The sequence below is a fragment of the Specibacter sp. BI4 genome, assembly GCF_056680095.1.
In genome coordinates this window covers 4,208,648-4,222,278 of sequence record NZ_CM155265.1, presented here as the reverse complement: position 1 = coordinate 4,222,278, position 13,631 = coordinate 4,208,648, and the positions used below count along the sequence as shown (strand labels likewise).

Sequence of the window (13,631 nt, the reverse complement as noted above, 5' to 3'; positions counted from 1 at the left end):
CCAGTCTGCCGGCATCGCCATGGCACGTTTGTCCTGCCGGAGATGCTCTTCTGCCATGACGTCCCTCGCATTCGGGTGAAAGTAGAACGGAACTGAATCCTAACCCTCTCAGGGGCAGTCCTCCAGAGTGTGGGGGCCGTTGGGCATCACCAGCTGACCTTGACATGGTCAAAGCCAATGCGCGGGTCACCTGCTGAAGCACGACGCCGAAACCCAAGTTCCGGCGTCGTGCTTCAGTTTGGCGGTGCGGGTGGCCTCAGGCGGAACCGGTGGCGACAGGAATGCCCGCGCCTGCCAGGTAATTGCTGATCGTGCTGGTGAACAGCTCTTCCGGACTCTGGGGGTCGTGCCGCCCGGCAAGTGCACCTGCCAGCAGCGGGTAATTCCCGGACCTGACTACGTCGGCGAGATACAGCGGGCGCGCCATTGCCCCGGTGGGGTCCGCCCCGGAGTCGCCGGCTGATGCGAGCTCATTTTGCACGAAGGCGGAGGCGATGGCTGTCATCATGGCCACGGTCTGCAGCTTGGCGGGCCCGGGCAAGTTCACCGTCTCCAGTGCTGAGAGGGCACGCTCCAGATATCCAAGGGCGTTGGGCCCCATTGCAGGCCGGGTCAGCAGCAGCGGCGCAAGCCACGGGTGCCGATGCATGATGGCCCGGCCCTGCCGTGCCAGGTTCAGCAGTTGGATCGGAGGTGGTTCATGGGAGGGGGAGAGGTCGTATTCACCACTGACAGTGTCAACAATGAGTTCGATGAGTTCGTCGTGGGATTTCAGGTACCTGTACAGGGAGGCCGCCCCGGAACCGATGCCGGCTGCCACACCGCGGATGGATACCGCCGCCAGGCCGTCCCGGTCGGCGATCTCGATCGCCACCGCGGCAATTCCCGCCCGCGAGTGTTCCGGTTTCGGGCCGACGCCGGAACGCTCCGGCCGCCGCCAGAGGTCAACGGGGTCATGGGGCGGCACGCCTGTTCCGCCTTTCGTCCGAACGCCTAGGTTATGTTCTGTATCCATTTCACTATATTCTAGATTGCGAACAGTGATCGCAATTAACGGAAATGAGGAATGGCATGCGAGTACTCATGATTACGCCAGGGACGCGGGGAGATGTCGCCCCGATGGCCGGGCTCGGCAGCCGGCTACAAGCCTTGGGCCTGGACGTCGCGATCGCGGCGAATGCCGCCTACTCATCGCTTGTCACCGCGGCCGGGTGCGAATACCGTGAGCTGCCCGGCGACATGAGCCATTTGGTCAGCCCCGCCGCGCCAGGGAAGAAGGCGACAGCTGAGGATCTGCGCCGGTACATAAGCGAGCTCGGTGACTACATGGACCTGGCCGCCACAGGCACACTGACCGCGGCTGAAACCGGTGCCGACGTGATCCTGGCCAATGCGATCGCCCCGTACGCGTACGACGTGGCCGAGGCCCTTGGCATCCCCGTCTTCGGCGCCCACCTGCAGCCGACCGAACCCAGCACTGCGTATCCGCCAGTGGTCCTGGGATCCGCCCGCAGCCTGGGGTCGGTCGGCAACAAGCTGCTCGGGTCCCTGATATCCGCGGGGAAGGCGCCCTACGACGCTCCGAGCGCCCGCGTCCGCCAGGTACTTGGTCTGCCTAAAAGGGCCCGGTCCGCGTCCGACCGCGCCCGAAGGAAAGCCAACAGTCCCGTTCTTCACGGCATCAGCCCCATAGTATTTCCGCGTCCGGCGGACTGGCGCTCGGGACTCATCATGACCGGATACTGGTGGCCGAAAAGCGAGCCTGGCTGGCAGCCGCCCGCGGAACTGGTCGAATTTCTCGCCGACGGCCCGCCGCCGGTCTTCATGGGCTTCGGCAGCAGCGCGGCCCTGGACGCCGACTTCATGCTCGACGTCGCACGCCGCGCCGGGGTGCGCGCGGTGCTTCAAGGCGTCAAGGGTGTCTCCGGGCCCGAAGCTCTCAGCATCGGAGCCGTGCCGCACGAATGGCTGTTCCCGCAGATGGCTGCGGTCGTCCACCATACCGGAGCGGGGACCGCCGCGGCGGGGCTGCGTGCAGGTGTGCCGACGGTCAGCGTGCCGATATATACGGACCAACCCTTCTGGGCCGCGCGGATCACGGCCCTCGGCGCCGGCCCGAAACCGGTCCCTTACAAGGAACTCAGCGCCGAACGGCTGGCCGCGGCGGTCACACAGGCCATTGCGACACCGTCCTACTCCGCGCACGCACGCGGGCTCGCGGCAACCCTCGCAACGGAAGACGGCACCGCCCCCGTCGAAGCAATGCTGCGGGCCGTTGCGCAGCAGAAATGACGTCGTCGAAAAGGACCGCGTGCGACGTGGGTCCGTCCTGGCTCGTTCGCCTGGACGCGACGTTCCGTGATGTCGGTCCGGTCTTGGGCCCATGATGCATGACCCTGCGCTAAGCTCGCTCTCAACCACCGAAGAAGTAATCTGAAAGGAAGCACCCCATGCACAAACTTCTCGTTCTGTACCCTGAACCGACGGACCGTGCGGCATTCGAGGACTACTACATCAACACGCATTTGCCCTTGGCTGCGAAGCTCCCAGGCTTGAAAGCCTCGCGGTATTCGTTTGCCGTCACCGGCAATGAGTCCCCGTACTTTGCGGTCTTCGAAGGCGAGTTTTCCAGCCACGCCGACATGGTCGCCGCGCTGACCTCACCGGAAGGCCAAGCCGTTCAGGCAGATATCCCCAACTACGCTTCCGCGGGCGCGGTGGTAATGGACTACCCGGTGACGCCGCTGGTCGGTTAACGCCCGGTACTCCGGGTCTTCATGCAGCTGCCGACCATCTGGTTGTTGGTGAGCCGTTCGCGCCGCCATGCCCGTGAAGGCTGACCGGCGTACCCGTGTCCACGTCGCCGCCTCCCAGGTCGTGGAACCATTTAGGGTTTTTTGGTGGTCAGTTCTGTTGCCAGGGCTTGAACGCGGGTGCGGATATCATCGCGTACAATGCGCATCCGTTCCATGCCTTCGATGCCTCGGGTGGAGGGCTCGTCGGTGTGCCAGTTGCGGACTTCAATCCCGGGAATTGGGTCCACGACTGCCTCGCTGCCGAGGGTGATGATCAGTTCGACGGAGGAGAGCATTTCCGTGCTGATGGGTTTGGTGTGTTCACCGCTGATGTCGATTCCCAGTTCCGCCAGGGACTCCACTGACTGGCCATTCAGGGAGGTTCCCGGTTTCGTGCCGGCGGTGTAGACGGAGACGGCGTCGCCTGCGAGGTGGCGCATGAGTCCGCCGGCCATCTGGGATTTTCCGCCGTTCTTCACGCATACGAAGAGGACGCCTGGTTTTCTGGTCATCGTGGGGATTCCTTCTCTTAGTCGGTGCTGGCGGCGGAACGGCCGTGGGCCAGTCCGGTGGGGATTCCGATGAGAACTGGTTCCGGTGCGGAGCAGCAAGAGGCTGGCGCTTCCTCCGCAGCTGCTGTGTCTTCGGCAGGTGTGCCGCAGCAGGAATCTGCCGCCTCGTCCTGTTCCGTGCCGTTCACCGCTGGCAGGTCGCAGCTGCCACCAAGGTCGGTGGAGCAGACACCGGTTTCAGGCAGTGCGAGGTGCACCTGATTGGCGGCGGTTTCGTCGCCGTCCAAGGCGGCGACGATGGAGCGAACCTGTTCGTAGCCGGTGGCGAGCAAGAAGGTGGGGGCACGCCCGTAGGACTTCATCCCGGCAATGTAGAAGTCCTTGTCCGGGTGGGCCAGGACCGCAGCTCCGTGGGCCGGGACCGTCCCGCAGGAATGGAATTCGGGATCGATCATCGGCCCCAAATCCCGGGGCGCCTCGACAATGGGGTCCAGTTCCAAGCGGATCTCACGCAGGATCCCCAGATCGGGGCGGAATCCCGTGGCAGGGATCAACAAGTCCACGTTCAGCGTCACGTCCCCGTCGGGGGTGGAGCCGGTGACGGCCAATCCATCGCCAATACCGAAGGAGGTGGTGGTGAAGGAGGTGTGCAGTTCGATGTGTCCGTCTTCGACCAGGCCGCGCAGGCGGGTGCCGAGCTGGCCGCGGGCCGGCAGGCCGTCGAGGTCCCCGCCGCCGTAGAGGCGGGAAGCGTCGGCGCCACGAACGGCCCAGGTGATCCGGGTGCCGGGCTCGTTCTTGGAGAGCTGGCCCAGCGACAAAAGAGTGTTGGCTGCCGAGTGGCCGGCGCCGATGACCAGAACGTGCTTGCCGGCAAAGCGGTCACGGTCCGCACCGGTGACATCGGCCAAGGGTTCGGCAATCAGTCCAGCGGCGATGGCTTCAATCTCGCCGGGGGCGGGCAGGCCTGCCTGGCCGAGGGGGTTGGGCTGGGCCCAGGTGCCGGAGGTGTCGACGACGGCGCGCACGTGGTGATCGGTGACGGTCCCGTCTGCGGATTCGACGCGGACCAGGAACGGCTGCGTGTAGCGGTCCCGCGAGTGGGTCCGGTCCATGCCCACCCGGCTCACGGCCGTCACGGTGGAGGAAAGGCGCAGCGCCGCCTGAATGGCGGGGGCGGTGGCCAAAGGCGCCAGATACTCATCCACGAGCTCGGCGCCGTAGGGCAATCTTGTCAGCCGGGGTTCGGCCCAGCCGGTGGGTTCGAGCAGGCGCCGGGAGGCCGGATCGATGTTGTGCTCCCACGAGGAGAACAGCCGGATGTGCCCCCACTGGCGGATGGCCGCACCCACTTCCGCACCCTTTTCAAAGATCAGGGGTGTGAGTCCACGTTCGATGAGGTTCGCGGCCGTGGCAAGGCCGATCGGGCCGGCGCCGATGATGGCAACTGGCATCTCGCTTCGTTGATTCGTCATGTCAGTGGTTCTCCTTGAGGTGTTCACATTTGGTTCAGCAGGGGTTAGGTACCCTGCCGGGTCGACCGCACCGGCCGGAGCCGATGATGAGCTTTTCAGTCAGGACGGGATCCTGTTCTAGCTGGTGGTGAGGAGTTCGGCGATGAGCGCCTGGATGCGGGCCTTGATGTCGTCGCGGATGGGCCGGACGGAGTCCACGCCCTGGCCGGCCGGGTCTTCAAGTTCCCAGTCCTCATAGCGCTTGCCCGGGAAGATCGGGCAGCTGTCCCCGCAACCCATGGTGATCACGACGTCGGACTCCTTCACCGCATTGGTGGTGAGGATCTTGGGGATCTCGGCGGACATGTCAATGCCCTCTTCCGCCATGGCCGCCACCGCGGCCGGGTTGACCGATGCTGCGGGTTGGGACCCGGCGGAGCGGACCTCGATGGCCCCCTCAGAGAGGGCGGTCAGGTAGGCGGCAGCCATCTGGGAACGCCCCGCATTGTGCACGCAGACGAAGAGGACGGAGGGCTTCCTGGCTGTTTCGGTGGTGCTCATGAGTTCGGGCTCCTCAGGGAAAACTACGGGATATTGGTCAAACCGGCAGCGGCTCATTGGCGAAGAATCGCTTGCGTGCCCACAGGGCGACATAGACCAGGGCAATCAGGACGGGCACTTCAATGAGAGGTCCGACGACGCCGGCCAGGGCTTGGCCGCTGGTGACGCCGAAGGTGCCAATTGCCACGGCGATGGCAAGCTCAAAGTTGTTGCCGGCGGCGGTGAAGGCAAGGGTTGTGGTCTTGGCGTAGCCCAGGTTCAGGGCCCGTCCGATCACCATGCCGGCACCGAAGACGACGACGAAGTACACCAACAAGGGCAGCGCGATCCGGGCCACGTCCAGCGGCTTGGAGGTGATGGATTCGCCTTGAAGTGCGAACAGCAACACGATAGTGAACAGCAGGCCGTAGAGCGCGCACGGCCCCAGTTTTGGTAGGAACTTGCCCTCATACCATTCGCGGCCCTTGGCCTTCTCGCCAATCGTTCGGGTGAGGAACCCCGCAAGCAGGGGGATGCCGAGGAAGATCAGCACCGAGGCGGTGATGGCCCAGAAGGAGAAGTCAGCCGACGTCGTCGGAAGTCCAAGCCAGCCGGGCAGCACCTGCAGGTAGAACCAGCCCAGGACGCCGAAGGCGAAAACCTGAAACACGGAATTGATCAGCACCAGCACTGTAGCGGCCTCGCGGTCGCCGCAGGCCAGGTCGTTCCAGATCATGACCATGGCAATGCAGCGGGCCAGGCCAACAATGATCAAGCCGGTGCGGTACTCGGGCAGGTCAGGGACAAAGATCCAGGCCAGGGCGAACATGAACGCCGGTGCCGCCACCCAATTGATGGTCAACGAGGTGATGAGCAGCTTGCGGTCGGCCAGCACCTTGCCGGTTTCGTTGTAGCGAACCTTCGCCAATACCGGGTACATCATGACGAGCAGGCCGACGGCGATGGGCAGGGACACCGAACCAATCTTCACCGAGTCCAGGGCCGTGTTCAGGCCGGGGACGAAACGCCCCAGCAACAGGCCTGCGGCCATGGCGGCGATGATCCACACGGCCAGAAAGCGGTCCAATGTGGAGAGCTTGCCGACAACGGCAGCTTCCCCAGGAATGGAAGGGTTGGTGGTCGTGGTGCTCACAAGGCTCCTAGCCGGTCCAGCATAAGATTGACGATTGTCGATACAGAAAGTATTTACCGCTATATCGACAATTGTCAATGTGTGGGCATAATGGATGCATGAACACTGTATTGACGGCAGGGGCAGATGCCGCTCAGCTCTGCTGTGAACCTGGCGGCCAGCCCGTACTCAACGCTGCCGACGCCCAGGAATCAGCACGCATCCTTAAAGCACTTTCTGATCCCAACCGGCTGCGGCTGCTATCGATTGTCAAGGCCGGTGAGGGTGGCGAGGCGTGCGTGTGCGACCTTACCGAACCCTTGGATCTGGGCCAGCCCACAGTCTCCCACCACCTCAAAATTTTGGTTGATGCGGGCTTGCTGGAGCGGGAGAAGCGGGGCACCTGGGCGTACTACTCGTTGGTGCCCGGCGCCTTGGAAGCCGCGTCCGCGCGCATCCTGGGCCTGTGAGTACCGGGCCCGTGAACTCTGGGTCTGTGAGCACCGAAATCAGGGAGATGGCGCGCACCGATTGGGTGCCAGTTGAGCGGATCTTTGCCGCCGGGATCAACGGTGGCAACGCGACTTTTGCTGATTCCACTCCGTCCATGTCGGACTTCTTCGCCAGCAGAATTCCGGGGCTCAGCCTCGTTGCCACCAGTGTCGACGGTTCTGTTCAGGGATGGGCTGCAGCAACACCCACCTCAACCCGTGAGGCTTACAGGGGCGTCATCGAGCACTCCGTATATGTGGATCCCGGAGCCGCCGGCCGTGGGGTCGGGCTCCTGCTGCTGCAACGCCTTGCCGAACGGGCGCGGGATCTGGGCTACTGGAGCATCCAGTCAGCCATTTTCCCTGAGAACCTTCCCAGTTTGGCTCTCCACGAGAAAGCAGGCTTCCGGCGTATCGGCCACCGCGAACGCATCGCCCACATGCACCACGGCCCCCACGCGGGAACCTGGCGAGACACCATTTTGGTCGAACAGCGGTTGTAGGAACCGGCGCCTCGCTGGCCTTGCCTGTGTAGTCTCGGAACAGCACCGAATGCCCCGAAACGAGGAGAGCACAATGGATCAAGACACCCCCACAGACCCGGCGGGAACACCGGGCAGGATAGCCGTGGTCACCGGTGCCGGTTCGGGAATCGGCCGCGCCGTGGCCCAGGAATTCCTGCGCGCCGGATATGGCGTGGTCCTGGCCGGGCGCCGGGAGGGGGAACTGCTCGAAACCGCCGCCGGGGCGCCCCAAGCGCTGGCCGTGCCGACCGACGTGACCCGGCCTGACGACGTCGACCTTCTCTTCAATGCCGCCGTGCAGCGCTTTGGCCGCGTGGATGTCTTGTTCAACAATGCAGGTATTTTTGGTCCGGCCGCCGCTGTCGACGAGATCGCCCCGGCCGACTGGGACGCGGTGCTGGCGGTCAACGTCACGGGTGCGATGCTGTGCGCGGCGGCGGCCGTGCGGGTCATGAAAACCCAACGCCCCGGCGGCGGCCGGATCATCAACAACGGCTCCATTTCGGCACACTCGCCGCGGCCCGCTTCAGTCGCCTACACCGTCAGCAAGCACGCGATCACGGGGCTGACAAAGTCCATCGACCTCGACGGGCGCACCTTCGGCATCAGCTGCGGCCAGATCGACATCGGCAACACGGCTACGGACATCATGGCCACCCTCGACGTCGCCACCGGGGCGTTGCAGGCCGACGGGCGTCGCATAATTGAACCAACATTCCCCGTGGCCGACGCCGCCCGCACAGTGCTGATGATGGCGGAACTGCCCGCCTCGGCCAACATCGGCTCCCTCGTGATCACGGCGGCCGGCATGCCGTTCATCGGCCGCGGCTGAACCCGCCGGGCCTCGCGCTGCCCGTCGTGCCTTGTTAACCTCTTATGGCAGCGCACCGCGAGTATGATCACTTCAAAACCATCGGGGCGGGCCGGATCATTCCCAAACTGGCCTCCCGCCGCATCGAAAGTTACGAAGGATCAACGGATGACTGATACCGCAATGATGACCAGCGCCATCCTCCGCACCGCCAACGCCGAACGGCCGTACGCGCTTAGCGCGCCGCTGGTTCTGGAGCGGCTGCCCGTCCCGGTGCCGCGGGCGGGCGAGGTGCTGGTCAAGATCGAACGCGCCAGCCTGTGCCACTCCGACCTCTCGGTCATCAACGGCTCCCGCATCCGTCCGCTGCCCATGGCCCTGGGGCACGAGGCCAGTGGAACCGTGGCCGGCGTCGGGCCCGGGGTGGACGGCGTGCAGACCGGCGACCGCGTGGTCTTGGTGTTCGTCCCCAGTTGCGGCAGTTGCAAAGCCTGCGCGAGCGGGCGGCCCGCACTGTGCCATCGCGCCGCCGAGGCCAACGGCAGCGGCGACCTCCTGCACGGCGACGCGGTCCTGCGCTCGGCGTCGGGGGAGCGGATCAACCACCACCTGGGCGTGTCCGCGTTCTCGGAGTACGCGGTCGTGGCCCGGGAGTCCGTCGTGGTGATTGACGACGACGTCCCGCTGGATGTCGCTGCCATGTTTGGTTGCGCCGCCCTCACCGGCATCGGCGCCGTCATCCACTCTGCCAAGGTCACCACGGGGCAGTCGGTGATTGTCTTTGGCATGGGAGCCGTGGGCCTGGCCGCCGTCATGGCCGCGGTGCAAATTCCGTACACCTCTGTCATCGCGATCGACCCGCTGCCGGAGAAGCAGGCGTTGGCACTGCGCTGCGGCGCCCACTTCGCCGGGTCCCCGGCCGAAGCGGCAGAGCTGGTCGCCCCGCACACCGGATTCGGTGTCGATGTGGCCATCGAGGCCGTCGGCAGCGCAAAGGTCATGGAGGCATGCCTTGGGCTGCTGGACCGCGGCGGCGCCCTCGTCTCGGTGGGGCTGCCCCACCCTGACCAGATGCTCAATGTGCAGGCGCTGCAATTCGCGGGCACCGGCAAGCGGATCATCGGCTCCTACATGGGCGACGCCGACCCCTCCCGCGACATCCCCGACTATGTGCAAATGTGGCGGGACGGGCGACTGCCCATTGAGCTGCTGCACACCGACACCCGCCCGCTCTCCGAACTCAACGAAGGACTGGACGCGCTCGCCGACGGTCTGGTGGTGCGCAGGCTGTTCACCTTTGACGCGCCCTGAGCTGCAGAGTCTGACAGCGCAGCCAGTGGTTGAACGCGTTGTTGTCGGCCCCGGTCTGGCCGGATGAATGCTGCGGGGGCTGTAGTGGTGATTCGCCCGTGGTGCACCGGGGGCGAATCACCGCAACAGGACTGAATGACCACTACGGCCCCCTGGGAGCCACGAACACTCAAATTCGGCCCCGGCCACGCCGCCGCAGGCCAGCAACGGAGATCTTGGGCCAGGAACTTGTCCAATGGCTTATACGAGTGAGTCCTGCCAGGCTCCGTGCAGGCCGGCAAAACGGCCGCCGGCGGCGATGAGCTCGGCAGGGGACCCGTCTTCCACTATGCGGCCATCGTGGACCACCAGGACCCTGTCGGCGATGGCGACGGTGGACAGCCGGTGGGCGATGATGACCGCCGTCCGGCCGGTGCCCGAACCGCCCCCGGCGCCCGGCCCATCCGCGCGGAGCAGCCTGGTCAAGCCTGTTTGCACCAGTCGTTCGGAGGGGATGTCCAGGGAGGAGGTGGCCTCGTCCAGGATCAACACCGCCGGGTTTGCCAGGAACGCCCGGGCAAAGGAGATCAACTGCCGCTGGCCGGCGGAGACCCGCCCGCCGCGCTTGTTTACATCCGTGTCATAGCCATCCGGCAGGGAGCGGATGAACTCGTCGGCGCCCACGTCGCGGGCGGCCGCCTCAATTTCGGCCCGGGTCGCCCCCGGCCTGCCCAGCGCAATGTTCTCGGCCACTGTGCCGCTGAACAGGAACGCCTCCTGCGTCACCATCACCACGGCCCGGCGCAGGTCTGCGGTCGAGAGCTCACGCAACTCCACGCCGTCGAGCGTCAACGAACCGGCACTGAGATCGTAAAAGCGGGCCATGAGCTTGGCCAGCGTGGACTTGCCGGCACCCGTGGCACCCACCACCGCCACCGTCTGCCCGGCCGGAATGTGCAAATCCAGGTGCGGCAGGACCACCGGGCCGCTGCCGTAACGGAACTCCGCGCCGGTGAAGCGGATGTCACCGCTGGCCGCGGACAGCGGGACCGGATGCCGCGGCGGCCGCACCGTGGGCACCTCCTCCAACAGCCCGGACACCTTCTCCAGCGCGGCCTGGGCCGACTGGAACGAGTTGTAGAACATGGCCATCTGGCCCACCGGCTGGAAGAAACGCTTGGTTGCCAGCAGCAGGGCCAGCAGGGCACCGACCTCCAGGGCACCGCCGAGCACGCGGAAACCGCCGGCCAGCAGCACCACGGCCACAGCCACGTTGCCAATGAGCACCAGGCCGGGCTGGAAGATGCCGTTGAGGTTGATCGAGCGGACGGTCACGCGGCGGTAGTTCTCGGCCAGCTCCTCGTACCTGGCCGCGTTCTCGTTCTCCCGCCTGAACGCCTTGACCGCACGAATGCCCGTCATGGTCTCGATAAAGTGCACAATCAGCCCGGCGGAGACCACCCGGGAGGCGCGGTACGCCACCTGCGAACGCTTTTGGTACCAGCGCGACAACAGGAACATCGGCACGGCCGACGCCATCACCAGCAAGCCCGTGATCCAGTCGAGCGAGAAGATGGACACCGCCGTCAACACCATGAAAACCAGCCCGGAAGCGAGCGAGGAAATACCCGAATCCAGCAGTTCGCGCAGCGCCTCCAGGTCCGAGGTCTGCCGTGAAATGATCCGACCGGACGTGTAGCCCTCATGGAATTCCATGCTGAGCCGTTGCGTGTGCCGGAACACCTGCAGCCGCAGGTCCAGCAGCATGGCCTGGCTCAGCCGCGCCGTCGCGGTCAGGTACGCCGCCGTCAGCCACGAGCCCACCACCGCGGCCAGTGCGTAGCCGCCGCCGGTGACGACCAGCGGCACGGCAGAGGCTCCGGGTTGCGCCGTCAGCGCGGGCAGCGCCGTGTCGATCCCGAACGCAATGAGCAGCGGACCTGCCACCTTCGCCGCCTGCGACAGCACCACGAGCGCCACCGTGATGGCAAAACGCATCCGCACCGGGCGCAGCAGCGTCCCGAGCAGCCGGACAGACCGCTGCCGCACGGCACGGCTGGCCTCGCGGCTGAGGTCCACTCGGTCCTCGTTGGCGGTGCCCTGCGGCGCCGGCCCGGCCGTTCCCTGCGGAATGTTCTTCCCCGGAATGGTCGACGCCGGAACCTCCTTGCGCCTGTCCCTGCGGCTCATGCGCCCGCCCCCTTCCTCGAAGTGTTCAGCGAGCCGGTGTTCAGCGACACGGTGTCCAAACGTTCGGCGCCGAGGTCGTCCGGGAGGTCCTCGTCCGCGCCCGTGTCCAGGTCGCGGGGTTCCTCGGTGAGGCTGGCCAGCACGTACCTGTAGTGGCTGTTGCCGGCGAGTAGTTCGGCATGGGTGCCAACGGCCGTGATGCGGCCCTCCTGCAGCAGCGCCACCCGGTCGGCCATGGCCACGGTGGAGGGCCGGTGGGCCACAATCAACGTGGTGGTGCCCGCCAATTCGGACCGCAGCCGCCCGGTCACGCGCTCCTCGGTGTTGACGTCCAGGGCGGAAAGCGGGTCATCGAGGACCAGCACGGCCGGGCGCGCGGCGATGGCACGGGCCAGGGCGATGCGTTGGCGCTGGCCGCCGGACAGGCTCAACCCTTCCTCCCCAATCAGCGTGTCCACGCCGTTGGCAAGGGTGTGGGCGAAACCTGCCTGGGCCACGTCCAGGGCCCGTTCCAATACTTCGTCCGGGGACAGCCCGGGATGGTGCGCAGCACCGAGCAGCACATTTCCGCGCACCGAATGCGAGAACAAGGTGGTGTCCTCAAACGCGACGGCGACGTGCCGGCGCAAGACGGCCAAGGGCAGCCGGCGGATGTCCGTGCCGTCGAGCAGGACGGCACCGGCCGTGACGTCAAACAAGCGCGGGACCAGGTTCAGCAGGGCGCTTTTGCCGCTGCCCGTCACCCCCACCAGCGCCATGGTCTCGCCTGCCCGCAGCGAAAGGTTGACGCCGTTGAGCAGGTCCGGGGTGCCGTCCGGGGTGTCAGGGAACCGGAAGTGGACGTCGCGGAATTCAAGCTCCCCGCGCACATCCGCCAGCACGGCCGGGGCATCAGGATCGGTGATCGTGTTCACGGCGTCCATGACCTCAAAATGCCTGTCCAGGGCGGTTTTGGCGGCGAACGTCATGGCCAGCAGCGGGCCCATCGATTCCACCGGGCCGGCCACGACAGCAGCCGTGGCGAAGAACGCAACGAGGGCTCCGACGTCGAGCCTTCCCTCGGAGACCAAGAGGATGCCGACCACCAGGCCCGCGCCCAGGGCAAGTTCGGGCAGCAGGGAGACGACGAGCGAGAACACGGCGAGGGACTTGGCCTTGTGGATTTCGGTGGCCTGGAGTTCCTGCGCCTGGCCGGCAAAGGAATCCAGCGCCTCCTGGCCGCGGCCGAACGCCTTGAGCACGCGGATGCCGTGGACGGATTCCTCCACGGTGGTGGCGAGGTCGCCGGCCTGGTCCTGGCTCTTGCGGCTGACCCGCCCATAGGAGAGCCGAAAGCGGTAACCGAAGATGACGATGGGGACGGCGGCGGCCAGGAAGATCAAGCCCAGTTCCCAGCTCATGGCGAACATCAGGGCCACGCCGATCCCGACTGTCAGCGCCGTGACCACCAGCATGATCGCGCCAAAGGCCATCCAGCGGCGCATGAAATTCAAGTCGCTCATGGCCCGGCTCAGCAGCTGCCCGGAGCCCCAACGGTCGTGGAATTCGATGGCAAGATTTTGCAGGTGCCGGTAGAAAGAGGTCCGCATGCGGGTTTCCACAGTGGTGACCGGGACAATCACAAACTGCCGGCGCAGGGAGATCAGCCCGGCTTCGAGGATGCCCAGCACAAGCACGACGCCGGCCCCCACCCAGAGTGCCTGCGCGCCGGTTCCCGGTTGCAGGGCAGTGTTGACCAGGGTGCGGTACACCTGCGGGACGGCCAGGGCCACGACGCTGGCCGCGACGGCGGACAGCAGGCCCCAGATCAGGGACCACCTGATGGGCCGAAGCTGCGGGGCCAAGCGGCCAAGGGTATGGAAAAGTGTGCTGGTGTCGTTGTTCGCCATGCG

The 13,631-nt window shown here is 65.9% G+C and carries 13 protein-coding genes; 6 read left to right on the top strand and 7 right to left on the bottom strand.

What is annotated here, in order from left to right:
* Positions 1 to 256: 256 nt before the first annotated feature.
* The gene (locus AC1L6K_RS19145) at positions 257 to 967 is read right to left on the bottom strand and encodes a TetR/AcrR family transcriptional regulator (RefSeq protein WP_480950418.1); all 711 of its coding nucleotides are present in this window, start codon (positions 965 to 967) and stop codon (positions 257 to 259) included.
* 104 nt (positions 968 to 1,071) lie between these two features.
* On the opposite strand from AC1L6K_RS19145, the gene AC1L6K_RS19140 reads away from it, so the two are divergent.
* Positions 1,072 to 2,292, top strand: a complete 1,221-nt coding sequence (locus AC1L6K_RS19140; RefSeq protein ID WP_480950417.1) for a glycosyltransferase — start codon at positions 1,072 to 1,074, stop codon at positions 2,290 to 2,292.
* Between the two features lie 158 nt (positions 2,293 to 2,450).
* Entirely contained in the window at positions 2,451 to 2,756 is a 306-nt protein-coding gene (locus tag AC1L6K_RS19135) for an EthD family reductase (RefSeq protein ID WP_480950416.1), read from the top strand.
* Positions 2,757 to 2,887: 131 nt separating this feature from the next.
* Here AC1L6K_RS19135 and AC1L6K_RS19130 read toward each other — a convergent pair whose 3' ends face one another.
* The 4 genes from AC1L6K_RS19130 to arsB all read right to left on the bottom strand — a co-directional run bounded on the left by AC1L6K_RS19130 (position 2,888) and on the right by arsB (position 6,454).
* Complete coding sequence (locus tag AC1L6K_RS19130) at positions 2,888 to 3,307, bottom strand: arsenate-mycothiol transferase ArsC (RefSeq protein WP_480950415.1); 420 nt, start codon at positions 3,305 to 3,307, stop codon at positions 2,888 to 2,890.
* Positions 3,308 to 3,324: 17 nt separating this feature from the next.
* A complete protein-coding gene (locus tag AC1L6K_RS19125; RefSeq protein WP_480950414.1) occupies positions 3,325 to 4,782 on the bottom strand; it encodes an NAD(P)-binding domain-containing protein in 1,458 nt (485 codons plus the stop codon).
* A gap of 117 nt (positions 4,783 to 4,899) precedes the next feature.
* Positions 4,900 to 5,322, bottom strand: coding sequence for an arsenate reductase ArsC (locus AC1L6K_RS19120; RefSeq protein WP_480950413.1), 423 nt, complete (start codon positions 5,320 to 5,322; stop codon positions 4,900 to 4,902).
* A gap of 37 nt (positions 5,323 to 5,359) precedes the next feature.
* Complete coding sequence (gene arsB / locus AC1L6K_RS19115) at positions 5,360 to 6,454, bottom strand: ACR3 family arsenite efflux transporter (protein WP_480950412.1); 1,095 nt, start codon at positions 6,452 to 6,454, stop codon at positions 5,360 to 5,362.
* A gap of 98 nt (positions 6,455 to 6,552) precedes the next feature.
* Here arsB and AC1L6K_RS19110 point away from each other — a divergent pair, with 98 nt between their 5' ends.
* The 4 genes from AC1L6K_RS19110 to AC1L6K_RS19095 all read left to right on the top strand — a co-directional run bounded on the left by AC1L6K_RS19110 (position 6,553) and on the right by AC1L6K_RS19095 (position 9,570).
* Complete coding sequence (locus tag AC1L6K_RS19110) at positions 6,553 to 6,903, top strand: ArsR/SmtB family transcription factor (RefSeq protein ID WP_480950411.1); 351 nt, start codon at positions 6,553 to 6,555, stop codon at positions 6,901 to 6,903.
* 26 nt (positions 6,904 to 6,929) lie between these two features.
* Positions 6,930 to 7,427, top strand: a complete 498-nt coding sequence (locus AC1L6K_RS19105) for an N-acetyltransferase family protein (RefSeq protein WP_480950410.1) — start codon at positions 6,930 to 6,932, stop codon at positions 7,425 to 7,427.
* 73 nt (positions 7,428 to 7,500) lie between these two features.
* Complete coding sequence (locus AC1L6K_RS19100) at positions 7,501 to 8,280, top strand: SDR family oxidoreductase (RefSeq protein ID WP_480950409.1); 780 nt, start codon at positions 7,501 to 7,503, stop codon at positions 8,278 to 8,280.
* A 165-nt stretch (positions 8,281 to 8,445) separates the two neighbouring features.
* On the top strand, positions 8,446 to 9,570 hold the full coding sequence (locus tag AC1L6K_RS19095) for an alcohol dehydrogenase catalytic domain-containing protein (protein ID WP_480952825.1): 1,125 nt from the start codon (positions 8,446 to 8,448) through the stop codon (positions 9,568 to 9,570).
* Positions 9,571 to 9,810: 240 nt separating this feature from the next.
* Here AC1L6K_RS19095 and AC1L6K_RS19090 read toward each other — a convergent pair whose 3' ends face one another.
* Positions 9,811 to 11,739, bottom strand: coding sequence for an ABC transporter ATP-binding protein (locus AC1L6K_RS19090; protein ID WP_480950408.1), 1,929 nt, complete (start codon positions 11,737 to 11,739; stop codon positions 9,811 to 9,813).
* The gene (locus AC1L6K_RS19085) at positions 11,736 to 13,628 is read right to left on the bottom strand and encodes an ABC transporter ATP-binding protein (protein ID WP_480950407.1); all 1,893 of its coding nucleotides are present in this window, start codon (positions 13,626 to 13,628) and stop codon (positions 11,736 to 11,738) included. The genes AC1L6K_RS19090 and AC1L6K_RS19085 overlap by 4 nt, the downstream gene beginning before the upstream one ends.
* Between the last annotated feature and the right edge of the window lie 3 nt (positions 13,629 to 13,631).

What these genes read in the sequence shown, in the direction of transcription:
- AC1L6K_RS19125 (WP_480950414.1), bottom strand. Translation starts at nt 4,782, where the DNA reads ATGACGAATCAACGAAGCGAGATGCCAGTTGCCATCATCGGCGCCGGC.
- AC1L6K_RS19085 (WP_480950407.1), bottom strand. Translation starts at nt 13,628, where the DNA reads ATGGCGAACAACGACACCAGCACACTTTTCCATACCCTTGGCCGCTTG.
- AC1L6K_RS19130 (WP_480950415.1), bottom strand. Translation starts at nt 3,307, where the DNA reads ATGACCAGAAAACCAGGCGTCCTCTTCGTATGCGTGAAGAACGGCGGA.
- AC1L6K_RS19100 (WP_480950409.1), top strand. Translation starts at nt 7,501, where the DNA reads ATGGATCAAGACACCCCCACAGACCCGGCGGGAACACCGGGCAGGATA.
- AC1L6K_RS19120 (WP_480950413.1), bottom strand. Translation starts at nt 5,322, where the DNA reads ATGAGCACCACCGAAACAGCCAGGAAGCCCTCCGTCCTCTTCGTCTGC.
- AC1L6K_RS19110 (WP_480950411.1), top strand. Translation starts at nt 6,553, where the DNA reads ATGAACACTGTATTGACGGCAGGGGCAGATGCCGCTCAGCTCTGCTGT.
- AC1L6K_RS19095 (WP_480952825.1), top strand. Translation starts at nt 8,446, where the DNA reads ATGACCAGCGCCATCCTCCGCACCGCCAACGCCGAACGGCCGTACGCG.
- AC1L6K_RS19135 (WP_480950416.1), top strand. Translation starts at nt 2,451, where the DNA reads ATGCACAAACTTCTCGTTCTGTACCCTGAACCGACGGACCGTGCGGCA.
- AC1L6K_RS19090 (WP_480950408.1), bottom strand. Translation starts at nt 11,739, where the DNA reads ATGAGCCGCAGGGACAGGCGCAAGGAGGTTCCGGCGTCGACCATTCCG.
- AC1L6K_RS19140 (WP_480950417.1), top strand. Translation starts at nt 1,072, where the DNA reads ATGCGAGTACTCATGATTACGCCAGGGACGCGGGGAGATGTCGCCCCG.